22 protein-coding genes are annotated in these 21,693 nt (G+C 62.8%); 2 read left to right on the top strand and 20 right to left on the bottom strand.

The features are described 5' to 3' along the window. Positions 1-38: 38 nt before the first annotated feature. The 12 genes from hflC to ndk form a co-directional block, all read right to left on the bottom strand. Positions 39-956 carry a protease modulator HflC gene (gene hflC / locus RA167_RS07210; RefSeq protein WP_076785033.1) on the bottom strand — a complete coding sequence of 306 codons (918 nt, stop codon included), beginning with the start codon at positions 954-956 and terminating at the stop codon, positions 39-41. A 12-nt stretch (positions 957-968) separates the two neighbouring features. After that, the gene (hflK, locus tag RA167_RS07215) at positions 969-2,333 is read right to left on the bottom strand and encodes an FtsH protease activity modulator HflK (protein ID WP_083705954.1); all 1,365 of its coding nucleotides are present in this window, start codon (positions 2,331-2,333) and stop codon (positions 969-971) included. Between the two features lie 30 nt (positions 2,334-2,363). Next, a complete protein-coding gene (gene hflX / locus RA167_RS07220) occupies positions 2,364-3,611 on the bottom strand; it encodes a GTPase HflX (RefSeq protein ID WP_076785034.1) in 1,248 nt (415 codons plus the stop codon). A 67-nt stretch (positions 3,612-3,678) separates the two neighbouring features. Beyond that, positions 3,679-3,915, bottom strand: a complete 237-nt coding sequence (hfq, locus tag RA167_RS07225) for an RNA chaperone Hfq (RefSeq protein ID WP_076785035.1) — start codon at positions 3,913-3,915, stop codon at positions 3,679-3,681. Between the two features lie 126 nt (positions 3,916-4,041). Further along, on the bottom strand, positions 4,042-5,376 hold the full coding sequence (gene der, locus RA167_RS07230) for a ribosome biogenesis GTPase Der (RefSeq protein WP_076785036.1): 1,335 nt from the start codon (positions 5,374-5,376) through the stop codon (positions 4,042-4,044). Between the two features lie 76 nt (positions 5,377-5,452). Then, positions 5,453-6,595, bottom strand: coding sequence for an outer membrane protein assembly factor BamB (gene bamB / locus RA167_RS07235; protein ID WP_076785037.1), 1,143 nt, complete (start codon positions 6,593-6,595; stop codon positions 5,453-5,455). Between the two features lie 50 nt (positions 6,596-6,645). Beyond that, entirely contained in the window at positions 6,646-7,275 is a 630-nt protein-coding gene (locus tag RA167_RS07240; protein ID WP_076785038.1) for a tetratricopeptide repeat protein, read from the bottom strand. A 19-nt stretch (positions 7,276-7,294) separates the two neighbouring features. Next, complete coding sequence (gene hisS, locus RA167_RS07245; protein ID WP_076785039.1) at positions 7,295-8,635, bottom strand: histidine--tRNA ligase; 1,341 nt, start codon at positions 8,633-8,635, stop codon at positions 7,295-7,297. Continuing rightward, a complete protein-coding gene (ispG, locus tag RA167_RS07250; RefSeq protein WP_076787212.1) occupies positions 8,632-9,999 on the bottom strand; it encodes a flavodoxin-dependent (E)-4-hydroxy-3-methylbut-2-enyl-diphosphate synthase in 1,368 nt (455 codons plus the stop codon). Before ispG ends, hisS begins: the two co-directional genes overlap by 4 nt. 126 nt (positions 10,000-10,125) lie before the next feature. Then, the gene (locus RA167_RS07255) at positions 10,126-11,148 is read right to left on the bottom strand and encodes a helix-turn-helix domain-containing protein (RefSeq protein WP_076785040.1); all 1,023 of its coding nucleotides are present in this window, start codon (positions 11,146-11,148) and stop codon (positions 10,126-10,128) included. Positions 11,149-11,399: 251 nt separating this feature from the next. Then, on the bottom strand, positions 11,400-12,539 hold the full coding sequence (gene rlmN / locus RA167_RS07260; protein WP_076785041.1) for a 23S rRNA (adenine(2503)-C(2))-methyltransferase RlmN: 1,140 nt from the start codon (positions 12,537-12,539) through the stop codon (positions 11,400-11,402). A 103-nt stretch (positions 12,540-12,642) separates the two neighbouring features. Next, complete coding sequence (ndk, locus tag RA167_RS07265) at positions 12,643-13,068, bottom strand: nucleoside-diphosphate kinase (protein WP_076785042.1); 426 nt, start codon at positions 13,066-13,068, stop codon at positions 12,643-12,645. Positions 13,069-13,269: 201 nt separating this feature from the next. Between ndk and RA167_RS07270 the strand changes: the two genes are divergently transcribed. Beyond that, positions 13,270-13,971 carry a Bax inhibitor-1/YccA family protein gene (locus tag RA167_RS07270; protein WP_076785043.1) on the top strand — a complete coding sequence of 234 codons (702 nt, stop codon included), beginning with the start codon at positions 13,270-13,272 and terminating at the stop codon, positions 13,969-13,971. A 204-nt stretch (positions 13,972-14,175) separates the two neighbouring features. On the opposite strand, the gene rlmD is transcribed toward RA167_RS07270, so the two are convergent. The 6 genes from rlmD to surE form a co-directional block, all read right to left on the bottom strand. Beyond that, positions 14,176-15,576, bottom strand: a complete 1,401-nt coding sequence (gene rlmD, locus RA167_RS07275) for a 23S rRNA (uracil(1939)-C(5))-methyltransferase RlmD (RefSeq protein WP_370642933.1) — start codon at positions 15,574-15,576, stop codon at positions 14,176-14,178. Between the two features lie 257 nt (positions 15,577-15,833). Next, positions 15,834-16,610, bottom strand: a complete 777-nt coding sequence (locus RA167_RS07280) for a 3'-5' exonuclease (RefSeq protein WP_076785044.1) — start codon at positions 16,608-16,610, stop codon at positions 15,834-15,836. Beyond that, a complete protein-coding gene (gene rpoS / locus RA167_RS07285; protein ID WP_076785045.1) occupies positions 16,607-17,683 on the bottom strand; it encodes an RNA polymerase sigma factor RpoS in 1,077 nt (358 codons plus the stop codon). The genes RA167_RS07280 and rpoS overlap by 4 nt, the downstream gene beginning before the upstream one ends. An 11-nt stretch (positions 17,684-17,694) precedes the next feature. Further along, positions 17,695-18,585: a peptidoglycan DD-metalloendopeptidase family protein gene (locus RA167_RS07290; RefSeq protein WP_139337130.1), complete on the bottom strand. Its 891-nt coding sequence runs from the start codon at positions 18,583-18,585 to the stop codon at positions 17,695-17,697. 11 nt (positions 18,586-18,596) lie between these two features. Continuing rightward, positions 18,597-19,472, bottom strand: coding sequence for a protein-L-isoaspartate(D-aspartate) O-methyltransferase (locus tag RA167_RS07295; protein ID WP_076787218.1), 876 nt, complete (start codon positions 19,470-19,472; stop codon positions 18,597-18,599). Beyond that, positions 19,469-20,236, bottom strand: a complete 768-nt coding sequence (surE, locus tag RA167_RS07300; protein ID WP_076787215.1) for a 5'/3'-nucleotidase SurE — start codon at positions 20,234-20,236, stop codon at positions 19,469-19,471. The genes RA167_RS07295 and surE overlap by 4 nt, the downstream gene beginning before the upstream one ends. 60 nt (positions 20,237-20,296) lie before the next feature. Between surE and RA167_RS15660 the strand changes: the two genes are divergently transcribed. Further along, complete coding sequence (locus RA167_RS15660; RefSeq protein WP_076794839.1) at positions 20,297-20,638, top strand: hypothetical protein; 342 nt, start codon at positions 20,297-20,299, stop codon at positions 20,636-20,638. Positions 20,639-20,652: 14 nt separating this feature from the next. Here RA167_RS15660 and recR read toward each other — a convergent pair whose 3' ends face one another. Beyond that, positions 20,653-21,255, bottom strand: coding sequence for a recombination mediator RecR (gene recR, locus RA167_RS07310; RefSeq protein ID WP_139336959.1), 603 nt, complete (start codon positions 21,253-21,255; stop codon positions 20,653-20,655). A 69-nt stretch (positions 21,256-21,324) separates the two neighbouring features. Continuing rightward, on the bottom strand, positions 21,325-21,651 hold the full coding sequence (locus RA167_RS07315) for a YbaB/EbfC family nucleoid-associated protein (protein ID WP_076787222.1): 327 nt from the start codon (positions 21,649-21,651) through the stop codon (positions 21,325-21,327). Between the last annotated feature and the right edge of the window lie 42 nt (positions 21,652-21,693).

Consider the following 21,693-nt stretch of genomic DNA (forward strand, 5'->3'; position numbering starts at 1 on the left):
GGGCACACGCGCCGCATGCCCGCGCGGCGCTCGTGCGCCTAGTGCCTGCGACCCGGCGCGGCAGGCGTGGCCGCAGCACCGCCCACCGCCGCGCCGACGGGATTTTTCATGAAGCGGAAGAATTCGCTGTTTGGATCCGCAACCACTATGTCCCCGTTGCCAATGCTGCGCCGATAGGCCTCCAGGCTTTGGTAGAACGCATAGAATTGCGGGTCACGGCCGAATGCATTCGCATAGATCGCCGCAGCCTTGGCATCGCCGTCCCCTTTGATCTCCTGCGCCTGTTTGTACGCCTCGGCGATCACCACTTCGCGCTGCTTGTCTGCATCGGCACGAATGCGTTCGGCCTCGGCGGCACCCGTCGAGCGCTGCTCGTTGGCGACTTGCTGGCGCTCCGCCTTCATCCGCTGGTAGACCGATTCGCTAATGTTCTCGAGCAAATCGACGCGGCGCAGCCGCACGTCGACGATGTCGATGCCCAGGTTCGATGCGTCGCGCTCGACCTTCTTGCGCACCGCCTGCATCACGACCTCGCGCTCGTTGGAGACCACCTCCGAGACCGTGCGTTTCGTGAACTCCTCATTCAGCGCCGCGCGGATGACCTGGGTCAATCGGTCCTGCGCGAGTGATGCGTCGCCGCGGAAACTGATGTAGAACTTGCGCGGATCGACAATCCGCCATTTGACGAATAGGTCGACCAGCAGGTTCTTCTTTTCCGCGGTGATGTAGCGGTCCGCTTCCGGATTGTCGATCGTCTGGATGCGCTTATCCATGTAGATCACGTTCTGGAACGGCGGCGGCGCCTTCAAATGCAGTCCGGGCGCCGAGATGATCTGCTTGACTTCACCGAACGCGAACACGATCGCGTACTTGCGTTGGTCCACGACAAAGATCATCGAGGAGCCGACGAACAATACGACAAGCACGGCAACGACGAGGGTGATGATTCGATTCATGACCTGCCCCTCTTATTGACCGTCGTCGCGGCCGCGACTGCGAAACAGGTCTCGGGAACGGCTCGCGTCATCGCCGACAGACGCACCCGGCATCACTTGCGCTGGCACGGCTGGCCCACCAGCCGAGCTGCCGGCCGGCGACGCCCCGCCCTGCCCGCCGTTGTCCGTAGCCCCCGGGCTCGCGCCAACTTGCGGACGGGCGCGATGCTGTGCCATGACCTTGTCCAGCGGCAGGTACAGCAGGTTGCTACTGGCTTTGCTGTCCACGATCACCTTCGTTGCGTTCGAGTAGATTTGTTGCATCGTGTCCAGATACATTCGTTCACGCGTGACGGCTGGCGCCTTCGCGTACTCGGCTTGCACTTGCTTAAAGCGTGCGGCGTCACCCTCAGCTTGGGCCACCACGCGCGCGCGATAACCGTGCGCGTCCGCCACCATCCGCGCGGCGGTGCCCTGCGCGAGCGGCACCACGTTGTTCGCATAGGCCAGCGCCTCATTCTTCGCCCGCTCGCGATCCTGCCCGGCCTTCACTGCGTCGTCAAACGCCGATTGCACCTGCTGCGGCGGCTGCACGTTCTGCATTGTCACGCTGCTCACGATAATGCCCGTCTTGTACTGGTCCAGGATCCGCTGGATCTGCTGCGACAATTGCAGCGCGACCTGCTCGCGTCCCTCATACAGCACGTAATCCATCGTGTTCTTGCCGACGATTTCGCGCACTGCGGTCTCGGCGGCCTGCGTCACCGTACCTTCCGCATCGACGTTGTGGAACAAGAACGCGGCCGGATCCTTCACGCGATACTGGACCGCGAAACGCACATCGATGATGTTCTCGTCCTTGGTCAGCATTGACATATCCTTCAGATTCGTCGAACGGATCATGTTGTCGCGGCCGATCTCGACCGAGCGCACCTGCGACATGTTGACGATCTCATTGCTCTGGAAGGGATACGGCAACCGCCACTGGATCCCCGAGCCGGTCGTGTACTTGTACTTGCCGAACTGCAGCACGACACCGGCCTGCCCTTCCTGCACGATATAGACGCCGCTGGCTAGGTAGATCGCAACCAGCACGCCGACGACAAGCCCCAGCCCCAGATGCCCGCCGCGGCCGTTACCCAAATTCGCTGGACCTGGGCTGCCGCCGTCGCCGCCGCCCTTGCGACCGAACAGCCGGTTGATCCGGCGATTGAAATCGCGCCACAACTCGTCCAGGTCGGGCGGACCTTCCTGGCCGTCCTTGCCACTATTGCGCTGATCCTGCGGACGCCGGGACGCGTCGTTGTCCCCCTGGCCCCTGCCCCAGCGCGGATCATTGATTGAAAAGACGGCACGCGCGCGCTGCCACGTACTTCGGATATTCTTGTCGTTCACCATGTCACAGCCGGTTATTGCGGAATGCAGTTGTCAGATACGCTGTTGGTGGACGCTGCGGCTCGCCTGGCGAACGCGCTCGTCGTCGGATGCATTGACGCCGGCCGTCGACCCGGCCTCGTCCGAGTGTGAACCATCGGCGTCGCGACGCGGGTCGTGATCGTCGGCGCCCATGCCGTCCGGGTCACGCTTGAACGCCTGCGCACCGAGCGCCACCTCGGCCACCGCGTCACGCAACGCGTCGAGTCCCTGACCGGTTCGCGCACTCAAAAAGACGCGCGTGATATTACCATACTCGTTCCTTTCAACCCGATCGGCCCGGCTTGCCAACTCAGGCACCTGGTCGATCTTGTTAAACACGAGAATCTGCGGAATCGAGGCCGCGCCGATCTCGCGCAACACGTCGTTGACCTGCTCGATCTGATCTGCGCGCACCGCGCTGGACGCATCGACGACATGCAGCAGCAGGTCCGCATGCACGGTTTCCTCTAGCGTTGCGCGAAACGCCGCAACCAATGGATGCGGCAAGTCTCGGATGAAGCCGACCGTGTCGGAAACCACGACACTGCCCGCTTCGCGCAGATAGACGCGGCGCGACGTCGTATCCAGTGTCGCAAACAACTGGTCAGCCGCATAGGCTTGCGCCTTGGTCAGCGCGTTGAACAGCGTTGACTTGCCGGCGTTCGTGTAGCCGACCAACGACACCGACAGCGTGCGATTGCGCTCACGCTGACGACGCTGCGTGCCGTGCTGACGCTGCAGCTTGCGCAACTTGCCGCGCAACATCTTGATGCGTTCACCGATCAATCGCCGGTCAGTTTCCAGCTGCGTCTCACCTGGGCCACGCAAGCCGATCCCGCCTTTCTGCCGCTCCAAGTGCGTCCACGCTCGAACCAGGCGCGTGGACAGGTATTGTAACTGCGCCAGTTCCACCTGCAGCTTGCCTTCATGGCTGCGCGCGCGTTGCGCGAAGATATCGAGAATCAGGCTAGTGCGATCGACAACACGCCGCTCGATCGCACGCTCCAGGTTGCGCTGCTGCGCAGGTGACAATGCGTGGTTGAAAATGACGATATCGACGTCGTTGGCCTGCGCGCCGAGTCGAAGCTCCTCGACCTTGCCGCTGCCGATGAAATGCGCGGCATCCGGGCTCGAGCGCCGGCCCGTCAGCGTCAACACTGGATGAGCGCCGGCACTAGTGGCGAGCAGGCTCAGTTCTTCAAGACTGGCCTGAAAATCGATCTTTCCGAAATCTATGCTGACAAGCGCTGCGTTGATCAAATCGATGAAACAGTTAGCGTGGAGGACAGGCGTCAAGCCGGCTGGCTGCGCCCGCCGGACAATCGGATTAGGCCCCTTCCGAATCGGGATGGAAGTTCACCGGGCGTGCAGGCACAACGGTCGAGATCGCGTGCTTGTACACCATTTGCGTAACAGTATTGCGGAGCAACACGACATATTGGTCGAACGACTCGATATTGCCTTGCAGCTTGATACCGTTGACGAGATAAATCGACACCGGCACATGCTCCTTGCGCAGTGCGTTCAGAAACGGGTCTTGTAACAGTTGCCCTTTGTTGCTCATAGCAAACTCCGAGTTGTTTTTGCAGGTTAATAATATCGGCGACGAGAAAAAGAAAACGCCGCCAATCGCTACACTATAGCCGAATTTTCAAGGCCGTAAAGTTGCCGGCCAAACCGTCGCGACATATTAGTCTTTATCGGCATAGGGGTTCCGGCTCGAACGAAACTCTATGCGCAATGGAGTGCCGGCGAGGCCAAAAGTTTCGCGAAACCGGCCTTCGAGGTAACGTTTATACGTATCGGTGATCGCATCCAACGCATTGCCGTGGATCACAATGATCGGCGGATTCTGCCCCCCTTGGTGCGCATAACGCAGCTTTGGTCGGATCGGACCGCGGCGCCGCGGCTGCTGGAATTGCACGGCGTCGATCAGCGCCCGCGTAAGCTTGGGCGTCGGCAGCTTGGCCATCGCGGCCGCGTAGGCGGCATCCACCGAGCGCATCAACGCACCGATCCCCGTTTTTTCCGCCGCCGAAATGTAATGTGACTTCGCAAAGTCGAGGAATTTGAGCTTGCGAGCCAAATCGGCCTTGGTACGCTCGCGTACGTGTTCATCCAGGCCGTCCCATTTGTTCACGCCGATCACGAGCGCGCGGCCCTGTTCGACGACAAAACCGGCAATATGCGCGTCTTGCTCCGAGATATCCTGCCGTGCGTCGAGCAGCAGAATCACTACGTTGGCGTCGGCAATCGATTGCAGCGTCTTGACCACCGAGAACTTCTCGACCGCCTCGAACACCTTGCCACGCTTGCGCAGCCCGGCCGTGTCGATCAGCGTGTACTGGCGGCCCTGACGCTCGAAGTCGATATAGATCGAATCGCGCGTCGTGCCGGGCAGGTCGAACGCAATGACGCGCTCCTCGCCGAGCAACGCATTGACCAATGTCGACTTACCGACATTGGGCCGGCCAACGATGGCGATTTTCACGCCGTGGTCCGCGCGCGCTTCGTCGTGCGGCGCACGATTCGCATAGGCGACGGTGAGCGCCTGTGCGATCATCTCGCTGACGCCGTCGCCGTGTGCGGCGGAGATCGCGCGTGGGTCGCCCAGGCCGAGTTCATAGAAGTCCGCGGCTACCGCGCTGTACTTCATGCCCTCGGCTTTGTTGACGACCAGAAAGATCGGGCGGCCCGTCTTGCGCAAATAGTCGGCAATCGTCTTGTCCTGCGGCGCAAGGCCATTGCGGCCATCGACTACGAACACGACTACGTCGGCCTCCTCGACCGCCTGGCGCGTCTGCCGAGCCATCTCATGCAGGATGCCGTCCTTGGCGACCGGCTCAAAACCACCCGTATCGACGACCAGGTACGGCTGCTCGCCGACGCGGCCCTCGCCATAATGGCGGTCGCGCGTGAGCCCGGGCAGATCCGCGACAAGCGCATCGCGCGAGCGCGTCAATCGGTTAAACAGCGTGGATTTCCCCACATTGGGGCGCCCAACAAGGGCGATTACGGGCTTCATGTTGCTTTTTCCAAAAACGCACGCGCGCCGTCCGGCAGCGGCCGGCGGCGCGCATACGCGAATGCCGGCCGCCGGCCTATTGCGGCCGGAAACCGTACAGGTCGCCGTTGCGAGTCTGCACGACCAACGTATTGCCGGCAACGACCGGTTGCGCGATGATCGCGCCTCCTGTCCTCATCCGTGCGACGAATTCACCGGTGTCACGCGACAGGAAGTGCACAAACCCCTTGTAGTCGCCGACCACCACCGCGCGGCCGACGATCGCCGGCGTACTGACGTCGCGGCCCTTCAGCTGCGTGTTCTGCCACAGGGACTCGCCGGTCATCGCATCGTACAGCGACACGATCGACCAGTCGTCCGTCGACGCCACGGCACGATCGTCCTGCGCCAATCCACCATAACTGGAGAACGGCTGCTCCCACAGCGCGCGTCCGCTCAACACGTCGAAGCAACCGATCCGGCCCTGGAACGTCACCGCACAGGTCTGCGAGCCGACCAACGTCGGCGCGCCGACTACGTCGTTGATCCGCTCAACTTCGGTGACACCGCGCGGATACGAAACCGGTGTTTGCCAGTACGCATCGCCACTTTGCAAATTGATTGCGGCAAGCGAGCCGCCCGGGAACCCCGCCAGCACCGCACTGTTGCCAGCGAACGTCATGCCGGTCGCAGTCCGCAGGTTCAGCGGCACCGCGCGGTTCACATAGACCCATTTCTGCTCGCCGGTCTGCGCGTTAAATGCCGTGATGCGCCCGTCGATCGTACGCACCAGCACGAAGCCCTGACCCACTGCCGGCGGCGTGACGATCTCACCGGGCGCATTCGCCTTCCACAGTACCTTGCCATCGCCGCCGAGCACGAACACGTCACCTTTGAGCGTGCCGACCGCGGTCAGCGTGCCGTCGCTGCCAACACCGGCCGACAGATCCGCGCCCACCTTCGTGCGCCAGACCTCCTTGCCATTGGTCGCATCGATCTTGACCACCGAGCCGTTCGCGCCGGTCGCGTACACATAATCGCCGACCGCGGCGGGGGCGAACAGGTAGCGTCCGGACTTACCCACGCTGGCCTTCCACGCCTCACGCACCTCGAGCACAGTCTTAATCGGGGCCAGCTCGGTCGGCACGCGACGCGCATCCTTCGTGGACGAACACGCGGCCAGCACGGTCAGCAAAAGCAGGCACGCGAGCGGCCGGACGTAGCGGATGACAAAATTCATGGATCAGTGACGCATTGACGGGTCAATCGGAAATCGAACTGCACGGGGCTTCAGCCACCGAGCGCATCGAGCTTGAACTGGATCAGCTGACGCACGGACGAATCACCGTGCTCGAGCGCCGCCAGCGCGGTCTGGTACGCGGCGCGCGCATCGTCACGCTTACCCTGCGCGGCCAGCAGGTCACCGCGGCGATCCGCGTACAGACCGCTAAATGCCTGCGGCGGCGGGTCGGACAACAGCTTCAAGCCTGCGTCATAAGCCTTTTCGTCGATCAACAGCGCGGCGAGCCGCAACCTCGCGATCGCCTTGAACTCGTCGCCGCGCGCCTGATCGACGACCCACTGCAACTGCCCTTTTGCGCCGGCCACATCCCCTGCCGTATACAACGCCTTGGCGGCCGCCAGCGCGCTGAGCGGTGCATAGGCGGTGCCGCCGAAGCGCGCTTCCATGTCCGCCGCAACCCGAGCAATCTGTGTTTTGTCCCCTGAGGCCACCGCTTGCTGGATCGTGTCATAGAACACCGCGGCCTGCGCCGCCTGGCGCCGCTGCCACCCGTTCCAACCGTTATAGGCGGCCCCCGCCAGCAGCGCAGCGAGCACGACCCAGGTCAGCGCATTGCCCCACTTCGCCCACCAGGCCTTCAGGTCGTCGAGGGTTTCTTGTTCGTGGTGGTAACTCATTTAATGGATACTCGCCTGGTCATTCATTCGTCGCCTTGTCAGCGGGTGCAACCATCGCATCGATCAGGAATTCGGTCAAGCGTTCAGCCGGCACCCGTTGCTGCACGCCATCTGAGCCCGCCGGATCGCCACGCAACGCCTTGATCGACACCTCGTCGCACTGAACCTCGTCGTCACCGAGGATTACCGCATACGCGGCACCGCTCGCATCGGCGCGCTTCATCTGCGACTTGAAACTCGCCGGTGCGCCGTCGGCACTGCAGTGCAGGATCACATCCAGCCCCGTGTCACGCAACCGCTCGGCGATCACGAACGCACGCTCGCGCGCCGCGTCACCCTGGTGCACGATGTACACGTCGCAGCCTTCATCGGGCGGCACCAGTTGATCCTCGCGCAGCAGTTCCAGAATGCGCTCGACGCCCAGGGCCCAGCCGCACGCCGGCGCCGGTTTGCCGCCGAGTTGTTCGATCAGCGGGTCATATCGGCCGCCGCCGGCGACAGTACCTTGCGCGCCAAGCTTGTCAGTCACCCACTCGAATACCGTTAGGTTGTAGTAGTCCAGCCCCCGCACGAGCCGGGGGTTGATCGTAAATGGAATGTTGTTCGCACTCAGCAACCGTTGCACGCCTTCGAAATGCGCAAGCGACGCGTCCCCCAGAAAGTCGATCAGCTTCGGCGCATTCGCTACAACGTCCTGCATCGCGGGGTTCTTCGTGTCGAGCACGCGCAACGGGTTCGTATACAGCCGACGCTTCGCATCATCGTCGAGCAACTCGACGTGCCGCTCCAGGTACGCGATCAACTCATTGCGGTGAGCGGCGCGTTCCTGCGCCTGTCCGAGCGAATTAAGCTCCAGCCGGATGCCCGTGAGGCCCAGATCGTCCCAAAGCCGTTGACACATCAGGATGATCTCCGCATCGGCATCCGGGCCAGCGAAACCGAGCGCCTCGACGCCGACCTGGTGAAACTGCCGGTAGCGACCGCGCTGTGGCCGCTCGTGGCGGAACATCGGTCCGATATACCAGAGCCGCTTCGGGCCGTCGTACAGTAGGTTGTGCTCGATCGCCGCACGCACCACGGCAGCGGTGTTCTCAGGACGCATCGTCAATTGCTCGCCGTTCAGCGAATCGACGAAGCTGTACATTTCCTTTTCGACAATATCGGTCACTTCGCCGATACCACGGGTGAACAATGGCGTATGCTCGACGATCGGCGTACGGATGTTTTGGTATCCGTAGGCGCGCAGCATCGATTTGACCGTGCTCTCAAAAAACTCCCACAGCCCGGCGTCGCGCGGCAGGATGTCGTTCATTCCCTTGACGCCGGTCAGCTTCTCTAGTTTACGTTTCTGTTCTGTCATGTCGATTCAATGATGACCCGGGCTGGAGACCGTGCTTCGCACGCCACTTCACTCGCTGGCGTCGTGCCATAGGTGCGCTGGACATAGTCGTTGACGATATCCTGAAATTCCTCCGCAATGCGCGCGCCGCGCAGCGTGGTCGTTTTCACGCCGTCGATGAACACGGGCGCGGCTGGATTTTCGCCGGTTCCCGGCAGGCTGATGCCGATATTCGCGTGCTTGGACTCGCCCGGACCATTGACGATACAGCCCATCACCGCGACATTCATCGTCTCCACGCCCGGATACTGCTTGCGCCACACCGGCATCTGCGTGCGCAGATAGTCCTGAATTCGTGACGCCAGCTCCTGGAACACGGTGCTCGTCGTGCGGCCGCAACCCGGACACGCGATCACCATCGGCGTGAACGAGCGTAGCCCCATCGTCTGCAAAATCTCCTGGGCGACGACAACCTCACCGGTACGCGAAGCGCCCGGCTCCGGCGTCAGCGAGACCCGAATCGTGTCGCCGATGCCCTGCTGCAGCAGCACCGACAGCGCAGCGGCCGACGCGACCATGCCCTTTGAACCCATGCCCGCCTCGGTCAGCCCCAAATGCAGCGCAAAGCCACAGCGCAGCGACAGCGCCTGATAGACCGCGATCAGGTCCTGCACGCCACTGACCTTGCATGAAAGCACGATGCGCTCGCGCCCCAAGCCCAGCTCGACAGCCCGTTCGGCCGAGCCGATCGCGGACTGGATCAGTGCCTCGTACATCACGCTTTGCGCGTCCCAGGGCGTCGCACGCCGCGCATTCTCGTCCATCATCTGCGCAAGCAGGTCCTGGTCCAGGCTTCCCCAATTCACGCCGATGCGCACCGGCTTGTCATGGCGGATCGCCGCCTCAATCATCTGCGCGAATTGCGTGCCGCGCTTGGCGCCCTGACCGACGTTGCCCGGGTTGATTCGGTACTTCGATAACGCCTGCGCGCAATCCGGATAGTCGCGCAGCAGCAGATGACCGTTGTAGTGGAAGTCGCCGACCAGCGGCACGTTCACGCCCATGCGGTCAAGTTGCTCACGGATGGCCGGCACCGCGGCCGCGGCCTCGGGCGTGTTAACCGTGATGCGCACCAACTCGGAGCCGGCCTGCGCAAGCTCCTTGATCTGGATCGCGGTACCGATCGGATCGGCAGTATCGGTGTTCGTCATCGACTGTACGCGCACCGGCGCGCCACCGCCAATCGTCACCGTATGGTCCTGCCAACGCACCGTAACCACATGCGTGCGACGCCTTAGCGCAGGGCCACCGAACACCGGTTCGTCCGACGCGACCCGGCTTGCTACCGGCGCACCGCCGGATTCAAACAGAATATTGGACTGCATCGAATTACCCGATTGCATGACACACTCATCCTATTGAGCACCGTGCGACCGCGTTGCGACAGACGCACGGCTGCACGGGGCTGATCGCCACTGACCTTGACCTTGCCGCGCTCGCCCTATCCTTCGTTACGGCAGACTGAAACGCGCGATGTTGCCCTGCGCGCCATCGTATTTTGCAGACGGAACCGGCTTGCCGTCGAGCGACATCGCCTCGATACCCGCCTTGTTGCCCACTGTCACGCGAAACGGCGCAATGCCTTGTACACGCTTCTCGTCTCCCGCGCGCAGCAAACCGGAAAATAACGGCTCGCCATCGCGCTGCCGCACGCTGAACCAACTGTCTTGCGACACCTTGATGGTTACCGCCGCCTCGCCGTCGGCCAGCACCGGTGCGGCCTCCGACGTTGGCGACGCGTCGCCCGTCCGGGCATTGGCCGCAATCGCAGGCGACACCGGCGCTGACGCGAGCGCCGCGGCCGTCGATGCTGCGGACAACGCGTCCGCGCCCGACGACGCATCAAGCGCCGCGGGCCGCGGCAATTCAGTCAGCGTGCTCGTCGCCGACGCCAGCTGCACACCCACCGGCGCGGCGCCCGGCGATGCAGCGCCGTCGTGCTCAACTGCGTCCGCACCGCCGATCTTCAGGCGGGCGATCCAGCCTCCGCCCGCCTCGCCGCCAGTGCGCCATACTGCGATGACCGCCACCAGCGCAATCACGAACGCGACGATCCACACCCATGGCCGGCGCCTAGGGGCGCCCCCCAAATTCATCACGACACGCCCCCGCGGCAGCCCCGCGCCACTGTTCGATGGCAGCGATAGGTCGGGCTCGATCGGCCCGCTGGTGCGTCGCAGCGTATCGGTCAGCGGCGTCGGATCGGCCCCGAGCATCTTCGCATAGCTGCGCACTACGCCAATCGCAAACGTCGTATCCGGCAGGTGACTGTGATCGCCTGATTCCAACTCACGCAACTTGTACGGCGCGACTTTCAGCCGCGCGGACACATCCTCGATCGACCATCTTTTGGCCTCGCGCAGCTTTTCGAGCTGCGCACCGACCTGCCGCGCGGACTCCGCCGCGGCGCCCGGATCCGGCCGTCTGGCCGTGGCGCTCGAGTCGTGCGGTGTCAGATGCTGCTGGTCACTCATCCCTAATTCCTCACTGGAATTCTTTTCGTTGCTCGCGGCGCCGCGAGCTGATCTCGCCTAAACGATGAGCCCAAATGGAGCAAGGCCGGCAAACCGTCGTTCACCGGCACCGGAATGACTCAAATCATGCGTACGACCGCGGTACACGGCACAAAATCCCGCGACGCACACATCGGGACCTGATCGTCGCGATCCCGGCCCTGCCGGGGCAAGTCCCCATTTTTGCCCCGTCCTGCCTCCGCCGCCATACGTCATACCGCGCGCACCCCGATCGCCGCGAGACCGGTACGCGCGTCGCGCCGCCTGCGTTCCGCCACGCGGGTACGGTCGCGGACCTCGCCGGCCAACTGCCCGCAGGCCGCATCGATATCATCGCCGCGCGTCCTGCGCACGGTCGTCACGACACCCGCATCGATCAGGATCTGCGCGAACTGCTTGATCCGCTCCGGATGGGAGCGCAACAGCCCGGACTCAGGAAACGGATTGAACGGTATCAGATTGAATTTGCACGGCACGTCGCGCGTCAGCGCGAGCAATTGCCGCGCGTGCTCATCACTGTCATTGATGCCGTCCAGCATGCAATACTCGAACGTAATGAAATCGCGTGGTGCAACACGCAAATACCGGTGACATGCCGCCATCAATTCCGCAAGCGGGTACTTTCGGTTCAGTGGCACCAATTCGTCGCGCAACGCGTCGTTAGGGGCGTGCAGTGACACAGCCAGCGCCACCGGCAATTCGGCCGCCAGCCGGTCAATCATCGGCACGACGCCCGACGTGGACAGCGTCACGCGGCGACGCGACAATCCGTACGCGTGGTCGTCAAGCATCAGCCGCATGGCCGGCACCACCGCATCGAAATTCAGCAGCGGCTCGCCCATGCCCATCATCACGACGTTCGTGATCACCCGTTCACCGGGAGCAAGGCCACCGAGCGCAGCGCGCAGCGCGAACTCAGCCATCCACAACTGGCCAATGATCTCGCCGACGCCAAGGTTACGCGAAAAGCCCTGCTTGCCCGTCGAGCAGAAGCGACAGTTCACCGCGCAGCCAGCCTGCGACGACACGCATAGCGTGCCACGTCCCTGCTCCGGGATATACACGGTCTCTACCGCGTTGCCTTCGCCCACGTCGAGCAGCCACTTGCGCGTGCCGTCCGCGGACGTGTGGTCTTGCAGCACCGCGGGATGATGAATCGATGCGCAGGTCTTCAGCTTGTCGCGCAGCGATTTTGCGAGATCGGTCATCGCGTCAAAATCGCTGACGCCACCGTGATGGATCCACCGCTGCAATTGGCGCGCGCGAAACGGCTTCTCGCCAAGGCTCGCGCAGTACGCAACGAGGCCCGCAGCATCGAAATCCAAAAGATTGACCGTGTCAGTCATTGTCATGCCTGCCGTCTCAGATGGCGCCCGCAGCGGCGGCACACCGCGCCGCCCATCCAACCCGTGCTCGCAGGCGCGGGCTTAGCCGGCGCAGCCGGCTTACCGTCGCTCAGCGCGAGTAGACGTTCACTTCCGGAAAGAAAAAGGCGACCTCGATAGCTGCCGTTTCCGGCGCGTCGGAGCCGTGCACCGCATTGGCATCAATGCTGTCCGCGAAATCCGCCCGAATGGTACCCTTTTCCGCCTTCTTCGGATCGGTCGCACCCATCAGCTCACGATTCTTCGCGATCGCACCTTCGCCCTCGAGCACCTGAATCATGACCGGGCCCGACACCATGAACTCGACCAAATCCTTGAAGAAAGGCCGCTCCCTGTGCACCGCGTAAAACTTTTCCGCATCCGCGCGCGACAAATGGACCATGCGGGCCGCGATGATTTTCAGCCCGGCCTGCTCGAACCGGCTGTAGATTTGACCGATCACATTCTTTGCGACAGCATCGGGTTTGATAATCGACAGGGTGCGCTCGATCGCCATGAAAAAAACTCCGGGAAAATGAGGAAGTTACGAAGTCCACCGAATCCGCCATTCTAACACGAGCCGGTGTATCATTGGCAGGGAACCCTTACAGCACTGTAAGGCTCTAATGTCACGTGTGGTTCGGCCATCGGACTGCCGCGAAGAAGCGGCGGGTGATGCCGGCACCGTTTGCAAGTCAAGATAACGCAAGGAGAAACCATGGCTGACTCTCGTACCTACGGGTTTGGGCGTACTGGCACCGTCGTCTCAACCGAAACGCGAAATAGGGTACTGCGCAACACGTACTGGCTACTGGCACTGTCGATGGTTCCGACCGTGTTCGGCGCGTGGCTCGGAGTCGCAACCGGCTTTTCGCTATTTGCCGCCACCTCGCCAATGATGAGCGTGCTGGCTTTCCTCGCGATCGCGTTCGGCTTCATGTTCGCGATCGAGCGGACCAAGCACAGCGCAGTGGGCGTGTTTGTGCTGCTCGGCTTTACGTTCTTCATGGGCCTGATGCTGTCGCGTCTGCTGAGCTTTATTCTCGGCTTCACGAACGGCCCGTCGCTGATCATGCTTGCCTTCGGTGGCACCAGTCTGATCTTCGCGGCGATGGCAACGGTCGCCACGGTCAGCAAGCGCGACTTTTCTGGCTTGGGCAAATGGTTGTTCGTCGGCGTGCTCGTACTGCTGCTGGCCTCGGTTGCGAATGTGTTCCTGCACCTGCCGGCATTGATGCTGACGGTGTCGGTTTTGGCGATCGTCATCTTCTCGGCCTACATGCTGTTCGACGTGCAACGCGTGGTCAACGGTGGCGAAACGAACTATATCAGCGCGACGCTGATGATCTATCTAGACGTGTACAATGTGTTCACGAATCTGCTAGCGCTGCTCGGCATTTTTGGCGGCAACCGCAACTAAGCCGTCACGCCCCAGCGCTGTGACGGGGCACGGGGCACGGCGCACGGGGCACGTCTAAACTAGCAAGCGCGGGGGCGAGCCTCCGCGCTTTTTTCATCGGCGCATCCCAGCGCTGCCCTGTCGCACGCACGCTGCCTGCACAGCGCGCACCCCTACCACCGCCCTTACCGCCCCCCATCCTTTCTGGCCGTCAGCCGCTGCGGGTCATGCATGCTCGAAACAGGCGATCGACTCGACGTGCGACGTGTGCGGAAACATGTTCACGACGCCCGCGCCAACCAGCCGATAGCCAGCCTCGTGCACCAGCAACCCAGCATCGCGCGCCAGCGTAGCCGGATTACATGACACATAGACGATCCGCCCTGGCAAGCACGCCGCGTCGCCGTTCTGTGCCAGCTCGCTCAGCGCTTTTGCCACGGCCAGCGCGCCTTCGCGCGGCGGATCGATGAGGAACTTGTCAAACCGGCCGAGCGCGTGCAAATCGGCGGCGCCCACCTCGAACAAATTGCGCGTGGCAAACGATGTGCGTGCCTCGAGACCATTGACACGGGCATTGGCCTGCGCGCGCTGCGTCAGTGCCTCACTGCCTTCAATGCCGACCACCTCGCGCGCGCGCCGTGCCAGCGGCAACGTGAAATTGCCCAGCCCGCAGAACAAATCTAGCACGCGGTCGGTACGCGCTGGCGCAAGCAGCCGCACTGCCCTGCCAACCAGCGCCCGGTTGATCTGGTGATTGACCTGCGTGAAGTCGGTCGGCTTGAACGGCATCCGGATGTCGAACTCCGGCAGCGTGTAGGCCAGTTCGACATTGACCGGGTAGAACGGCATGACGCTGTCGGGCCCCTTAGGCTGCAGCCAGAATTGCACGCCGTGCTGGTCAGCAAACGCGCGCAGCAGTGCCTCGTCCTGTTCGGTCAGCGGCTCAAGCACCCGCAATACCAGCGCGGTGAGCGCGTCACCGATCGCCAACTCGATCTGCGGCAGCCGGTCCCGAATCGATAGCGACCCGACCAGCCGGCGCAACGGCACGAGCAGCGCCGATACGTGCGGCGGCAGCACCTCGCACCGCGTCATGTCAGCCACGTAGCTGCTTTTCTTTTCATGGAACCCGACCAACACGCCGCCCTTTTTCACGACGTTGCGCACGGTGAGTCGGGCACGATAGCGGTATCCCCATGACGGACCGCCTATCGGCCGATAGATTTGTTCCGCGCGCAGCTTAGCCAAGTGCGATAGATTGTCTTCCAGCACCCGCTGCTTGACCGCGACCTGCGCGCGCGCGTCCAAATGCTGCATCGAGCATCCGCCACAGGTGCCAAAAAACTGGCATTGCGGCGTGGTGCGCATACTGCTGGCGCGCAATATCTTGACGATTTGCGCCTGCTCGTAGCTCGGCTTCTTGCGAAAGCTCGAGTACGACACAGTTTCGCCCGGCAACGCACCCTCGACGAAGATGACCTTACCGGGCACACCCTGCTCATCGATCTGCCGCCCCACACCGCGCGCTTCCATATCGAGCGACTCGATGTCGACCACGGGCGCAACGCGCGGTGCAGTCGCCACGCTCGACAACGTCGCGCGGGCAGGGCTTGCGCTAATCGACACAACATCGGCCGATGCGGCGTCAGCCAACGTGGTGGCCTTCGGCTGTACGGTGTGAACCACCTTGAAACTTCCTGGTTTGTGACGAAAATTGAAATTGTAGACTAGCGATGCTGGGCCCGGCAGCTTTATTCTTCACCGCCAAAGCCCCCGATGCGGATCATGGATTAGCATATCCAATGGGGATGCGGTATTGACGCTCGTATTCGAGTTTAATTGAAGCGTGACCACGGCGCGCCTGCCGCCGCGCGCCTGCCCCGTCAGTCAGCAAAGCCCGCCAGATAGTCCCGCCAATGGGGTGCGCTTTCGCGGGCCAATGCGTCGCGCACCAATGTGACTTCGTCCTCATAGTCCGCCGCACTCAACACGCCGCGCATCAGCTGGAAGCGGCAATACAGCAGATACGTGTTTACAACGTCTGTCTCGCAGTAGTGGCGGATCTCGGCGATGCGGCCCTGCTGGAACGCGTCCCATACCTGTGAGCCATCCATGCCCATCTTGCCCGGAAACCCGCACAGCTTGGCCAATGCGTCCAGCGGCGCGTTCGCGCGGGCGTTGTACATCGCCAACACGTCCATTAGATCAGTATGACGAGCATGATACCGGCTGATGTAGTTATTCCATTTGAAGTCCCGATCACAGTCACCGAGGTCCCAATATTTCGGTGCAACGACACCATTGACCAGCGCACGATAGTGCAGGACCGGCAAATCAAAGCCGCACCCGTTCCACGACACCAATTGCGGCGTGTACTTCTCGATCACCCGATAAAACAACTGGATCAGCACGGCTTCCGGATCCTGTGGCGTGCCCAGCGAGCGTACGCGAAACCCGTCCCGGTCACGGAACACGCACGAGATCGCGGCCACCCGCTGCAAATGCAGTGGCAGGAAATCAGAACCTGTTTTTTCGCGGCGCGCGGCAAACGCGCACTCAGCGACGTCGGCATCGGACATCGTCGCGGGCCATGACTCCAGCTTGCGAATGCCGGCCACGTCGGGAATGGTCTCGATATCGAAGACGAGTACCGGGATCACAGCACGGCGTCCTTGGGCACGCCGTTGGAGGCGAAATAGCGCTTCAGGCGCGCCAGCGCCTCTTGCTGAATCTGCCGCACACGTTCACGCGTGAGCCCCATCTCATCGGCCAATTCCTCGAGCGTGGCCGGCTCGATACTGTTCAGCCCGAAACGCCGCTCGATCACGTGACGATGCTTATCAGGCAGACGCGAGAGCCATACCCGTGTGAGCGTCTCCAGTTCGCGGTGCTGCACCTCGGCGTCCGGCGGCTGGCTTTGCTCGTCCGACAGCAGATCCAGCAGGCTACTAGCCGGGTCCAACTCCAGCGGCGCGTCCAGCGAGGCAGTGTGCTCATTTAGCGCGAGAATGTCCGCTACCTCCTCGGGTGTCTTGCCAATCAGGTAGGCAATATCCTCGACGCTCGCGTCACAGCGCTCGCCGGCGCCGCTCGCCGGTGCACTAGCGGTCCGCTCCAGATGGCGCTTGGCGCGCAGCACCTGGTTCAACTCGCGGATCACGTGAACCGGCAGGCGCACGGTGCGCGCCTGATTCATGATCGCGCGCTCGATACTCTGGCGGATCCACCACGTTGCATAGGTCGAGAAGCGAAAACCACGCGTCGGATCGAATTTCTCAATTGCGTGCATCAGCCCCAGATTGCCTTCCTCGATGAGGTCCAGTAAAGGCACGCCGCGATTCAGGTAGGCCTTCGCAATGCTGACGACCAGCCGCAGATTATGCTCGATCATCATCTGCCGAGCGTCGAACTCCCCCGCCTTGGCCAACCGCGAATAGCGCTGCTCCTCCTCGAGCGTCAGCAACGGTTTCACGCTGATGCAGTTTAGGTAGTGCTGGATCGTATCAGCGGTCAGTTCAGCCTGCAGCAGTGTGCGAAAATCGTCCGGATCGGGCTCCGCGACCGCCGCCTCTTCCGCAGCACCTTGCTTCGACACCGGCTCATCGTCCACTCCTTGTTCGACAGATGGCTCGTCAGCGTGTTGCGCGAAGCGCTCGCCGTCGTCCAACTCACCGGAGGTATCGCCAACGGGATCCGACATGTCGGTCGAAGGACGGCGCTTCGTTTTGGCCATGGTAATTCGCTCTATTGTGGCGGAAGATACTTCATGGGATCGACGGGCTTGCCCTGCTTGCGGACCTCGAAATGCAGCATCACCTTATCCGAATCGGTACTACCCATCTCGGCAATCGTCTGGCCCTTGTTCACCGGGTCGCCTTCCTTGACTAGCAAAGTACGGTTGTGCGCGTACGCGGTCAGGTACGTCGCATCATGCTTGATGATAATGAGATTGCCGTATCCGCGCAGCCCATTTCCCGCATAAACGACGCGCCCATCCGCCGACGCCTTCACCGACGCACCAAGCGCGCCGCCGAGGTTCACCCCTTTGTTCTTCGCTTCGTCGAATGCATTGAGCACTGGCCCGCGTACTGGCCACGCGAAGTTGACATTGCCGGCCACCGCATCCGGCTGGGGCGGAATCGATGCGATCGCTGGCGCCGAGCCGTAAGGCGGTGCGGCCGAAGGAGTCGACGCGGCACCGGGCGCAGCCGGGCCGCCGAGCGGGCGCGACTGCACTGCCGCGCCACCGAGCGGCGCAGCCGCGACACCCGGTGGCGATGCGGCGACGCTGGCTCCCGGCGGCACGACCCGCAGTAACTGATCGACTTCGATCTGGTTCGGGTTCGTCAGGTTGTTCCACGCCGCGATGTCGCGGTAGTTCTGCCCATTCTCGAGCGCGACCCGATACAGCGTATCACCTGGCTTCACACGGTAGTATCCGGGCGGCGGTGGGCCCAATGGCACGGCCTGCGCTGATCCCACACCGGTGGTAGAAAGCGGCGCGCCGCTGCGGTCGATGACGGGAGCGGGCTCCAGCCGGGTCGAACACGCCGTCAGCATGGCTAGCGCGGCAGCCACACAAACCGTTCGCTGGATCGTCACCAGACTCGCATTCACGCTCTCACTCCGCAACATGCTGTTCAACGTCAAATCACTCCCGATTTTAAGGGGACAAAGAAAACACGATCAAGCTGTGACTCACGCCACTGGGCGCTGGACACGCGCTCGACCAACGTGAGCACCTGTTCGTTGCCGCTGCTGCGTGAGCCCACCGGCGCCACCAGGCGGCCGCCAATGGCCAATTGCTCGAGTAGCGCGGCCGGCACATCGAAACCCGCAGCAGCGATCACGATGGCGTCGAACGGCGCGGCGCTTGGCAAGCCGAGCCGTCCATCACCGTAATGCAGCCGGATGTTCGGCACGCGCAACGGACGCAGGTTCGTTTTCGCCCGCTCGTACAATGGCTTTACCCGTTCAATCGAATACACGTCGCGCGCAAGGTGGCTCAGCACGGCCGCCTGATATCCGCAACCTGTGCCGATCTCCAATACTTTCTCCAGCGCACGCCCGGCTGTCGCCAACTCCAGCATGCGCGCGACCACCGACGGCTTGGAGATCGTTTGCTGATGCCCGATGGGCAGTGCGGCATCCTCATAAGCCTGCGCGGCAAGCCCAGGATCGACGAACTGGTGCCGGGGTATCGCCGCGAGTGCGTCAAGCACGCGTGCGTCAGCGACGCCGCTCGCGCGCACGCGTTCGACCATCCGTTGCCGAACACGTTCCGAAGTTAGCGCCAATTGTGGCGACAAGGACTCGTGCGCGGGTGCGGCCGACACCCCCCTGTCGGAAAACGGCCGCATCCGCTCAAGGCCTTCGCGCGTGCGCGCGCCGCCTGGCATGGGCTTGGCCGCGGCGCTGGCGGACGTGGATCCGGCCACGCCGGGCCGGGCTGGCGCACCGCGCGGCTCACGCATCACGTCGGACAACCCGAGCGGGAACCGCTTAGCGCGCCCGGCGCTCATGCAGGCTGCCCCGGCTGCCGCCCACCGCGCGTCCATTCGCATAGCGCCGGAAGCAATCGCGTATCGGTTAAATCCAATTGCAGCGGCGTAAGCGAGACATCGCCGGCCGCCACCGCGTGAAAGTCCGTACCTTCACTCGCATCGAGCGCGGCCCCGGCCGCCCCGATCCAGTAGACCGGCTCACCGTGCGGATTGCTCGCGCAAATCACCGGCTGCGATGGGTGCCGCTTACCGAGCCGTGTGACGCGCCAGGTCCCCATTTCAGCATACGGCCGGTTTGGGATATTCACATTCAGTAGCGTATGCGCAGGCAATGGCACGCGTAACCAATGCTGCACGATATCCGCGGCCACGCGCGCGGCCGCATCCAGATGCGCCCAATCCTTGTCGACCAGCGAGAACGCGATCGACGGCACGCCGAACAGGAACCCCTCGGTAGCTGCCGCGACGGTACCCGAATAGAGCGTGTCCTCGCCCATGTTCTGCCCATTGTTGATACCGGACACCACCAGGTCTGGCTTGCCGTCGAGCAGCCCGGTCAACGCCACGTGCACGCAATCAGTCGGTGTGCCGTTCACGTAGCGAAAGCCGTTTGCGGCGGTAAAGACGGACAGTGGCCGCCACAGCGTCAGCGAGTTGGATGCGCCACTGCAGTTGTGCTCCGGCGCGACCACGACCACCTCGCCCAATGGCGCAAGTGCGTGGTAGAGCGCCGCGAGCCCGGGCGCCAGATAACCGTCGTCGTTGCTAAGCAGGATCTTCATCAGGCGATTGTAACCGAGGATGTTTTGCCAACGGAGAGCAATCGAGCGCACCACTCGATCATGCGACGCACAGCAGCAGTCATCCCGGCCGCCGAGTCGTACCGAATAAAAGGCACGAGCGTTCGCAATAGTCTACCCTGGACGCGCTTCAAGCCCGGGGATCGCGTCGTCGCATACATCGGCATGGGCGCCTTCGCCGAACAGGTGGCCGCGCCCGCGGCCGCGTGCTTGCCGCTGCCACCGGAAATCGGCTTTGACGTTGCCGCTGCATTCACGCTGACCTACTGCACATCGCACCCTGCGCTGGCGAACCGCGCCGCGCTTCAGCCGGACGAAACGATGCCGGTGCTGAGCGCCGCCGGCATCGCGGCCATTGTGCCTCCTACAACGCGTTCGACTTGATCGACGATACGCGTTCAGACCGAGCGCCGATCCAGCACCGCGCGGGCGATCGTGCCAGCGTCGACATATTCGAGTTCACCGCCGACGGGCACGCCGCGGGCCAGCCGCGTGACCGTCAGGCCGCGCGCCTTGAGCATCTGGCCCAGGTAATGGGCAGTCGCCTCGCCTTCATTCGTGAAGTTGGTAGCCAGCACGACCTCACTGACCATGCCGTCGGTCGCCCGGCGCATCAGCCGGTCGAAATGGATCTCGCGCGGCCCAATGCCGTCAAGCGGGCTCAAGCGTCCCATCAGCACAAAATACAGCCCGCAATAAGCAAGCGTCTGCTCGAGCATGATTTGGTCGGCGGGTGTCTCGACCACGCACAGCAGCGTCGGATCGCGCTGCTCATCGCTGCACAGCTCGCATACGTCGCGCTCGGTAAACGTGTTACACCGCTCGCAATGCTTGAGCACCTGCGTCGCGTGCAGCAGCGACCGCCCGAGCCGCTGCGCCCCGTCCCGGTCATGCTGCATTAGGTGATAGGCGATGCGCTGCGCGGACTTCGGTCCGACACCGGGCAACGTGCGCAGCGCTTCGATCAGCGCGGCCAGCGCGGACGGCGGCTTCACGTTCATGTGCGTCGCGCGCCAACGCACGCCGGGAGTCGAAACACGACACGTTCGTTCATCAACGGCCCACGCAAATCAGAATGGCAGCTTGAAGCCCGGTGGCAGCGGCAACCCCGCGGTCATGCCGGACATTTTCTCCTGCGCCGTCGCCTCCGCCTTGCGCACCGCATCATTGAACGCGGCGGCGACCAGGTCCTCGAGCATGTCCTTGTCATCATCCAACAGGCTCGGATCGATCGTAACGCGACGCACTTCGTTTTTGCAGGTCATCGTCACCTTCACGAGACCGGCGCCAGACTGGCCCTCGATCTCGATCTGCGCAAGCTGCTCCTGCATCTTCTTCATGTTTTCCTGCATTTGCTGCGCCTGCTTCATCAAGCCGGCGAGTTGACCCTTCATCATCATGAAACTCCTTCGAATAGCGGGGGAATGCTGCGTTGGCCG

Origin of the sequence: Mycetohabitans endofungorum, assembly GCF_037477895.1 — a bacterium.
Taxonomy (GTDB): domain Bacteria; phylum Pseudomonadota; class Gammaproteobacteria; order Burkholderiales; family Burkholderiaceae; genus Mycetohabitans.

What these genes read in the sequence shown, in the direction of transcription:
- hflC (WP_076785033.1), bottom strand. Translation starts at nt 956, where the DNA reads ATGAATCGAATCATCACCCTCGTCGTTGCCGTGCTTGTCGTATTGTTC.
- hflK (WP_083705954.1), bottom strand. Translation starts at nt 2,333, where the DNA reads ATGGTGAACGACAAGAATATCCGAAGTACGTGGCAGCGCGCGCGTGCC.
- hfq (WP_076785035.1), bottom strand. Translation starts at nt 3,915, where the DNA reads ATGAGCAACAAAGGGCAACTGTTACAAGACCCGTTTCTGAACGCACTG.
- der (WP_076785036.1), bottom strand. Translation starts at nt 5,376, where the DNA reads ATGAAGCCCGTAATCGCCCTTGTTGGGCGCCCCAATGTGGGGAAATCC.
- bamB (WP_076785037.1), bottom strand. Translation starts at nt 6,595, where the DNA reads ATGAATTTTGTCATCCGCTACGTCCGGCCGCTCGCGTGCCTGCTTTTG.
- RA167_RS07240 (WP_076785038.1), bottom strand. Translation starts at nt 7,275, where the DNA reads ATGAGTTACCACCACGAACAAGAAACCCTCGACGACCTGAAGGCCTGG.
- hisS (WP_076785039.1), bottom strand. Translation starts at nt 8,635, where the DNA reads ATGACAGAACAGAAACGTAAACTAGAGAAGCTGACCGGCGTCAAGGGA.
- ispG (WP_076787212.1), bottom strand. Translation starts at nt 9,999, where the DNA reads ATGCAGTCCAATATTCTGTTTGAATCCGGCGGTGCGCCGGTAGCAAGC.
- RA167_RS07255 (WP_076785040.1), bottom strand. Translation starts at nt 11,148, where the DNA reads ATGAGTGACCAGCAGCATCTGACACCGCACGACTCGAGCGCCACGGCC.
- rlmN (WP_076785041.1), bottom strand. Translation starts at nt 12,539, where the DNA reads ATGACAATGACTGACACGGTCAATCTTTTGGATTTCGATGCTGCGGGC.
- ndk (WP_076785042.1), bottom strand. Translation starts at nt 13,068, where the DNA reads ATGGCGATCGAGCGCACCCTGTCGATTATCAAACCCGATGCTGTCGCA.
- RA167_RS07270 (WP_076785043.1), top strand. Translation starts at nt 13,270, where the DNA reads ATGGCTGACTCTCGTACCTACGGGTTTGGGCGTACTGGCACCGTCGTC.
- rpoS (WP_076785045.1), bottom strand. Translation starts at nt 17,683, where the DNA reads ATGGCCAAAACGAAGCGCCGTCCTTCGACCGACATGTCGGATCCCGTT.
- RA167_RS07290 (WP_139337130.1), bottom strand. Translation starts at nt 18,585, where the DNA reads ATGTTGCGGAGTGAGAGCGTGAATGCGAGTCTGGTGACGATCCAGCGA.
- RA167_RS07295 (WP_076787218.1), bottom strand. Translation starts at nt 19,472, where the DNA reads ATGAGCGCCGGGCGCGCTAAGCGGTTCCCGCTCGGGTTGTCCGACGTG.
- surE (WP_076787215.1), bottom strand. Translation starts at nt 20,236, where the DNA reads ATGAAGATCCTGCTTAGCAACGACGACGGTTATCTGGCGCCCGGGCTC.
- RA167_RS15660 (WP_076794839.1), top strand. Translation starts at nt 20,297, where the DNA reads ATGCGACGCACAGCAGCAGTCATCCCGGCCGCCGAGTCGTACCGAATA.
- recR (WP_139336959.1), bottom strand. Translation starts at nt 21,255, where the DNA reads ATGAACGTGAAGCCGCCGTCCGCGCTGGCCGCGCTGATCGAAGCGCTG.
- RA167_RS07315 (WP_076787222.1), bottom strand. Translation starts at nt 21,651, where the DNA reads ATGATGAAGGGTCAACTCGCCGGCTTGATGAAGCAGGCGCAGCAAATG.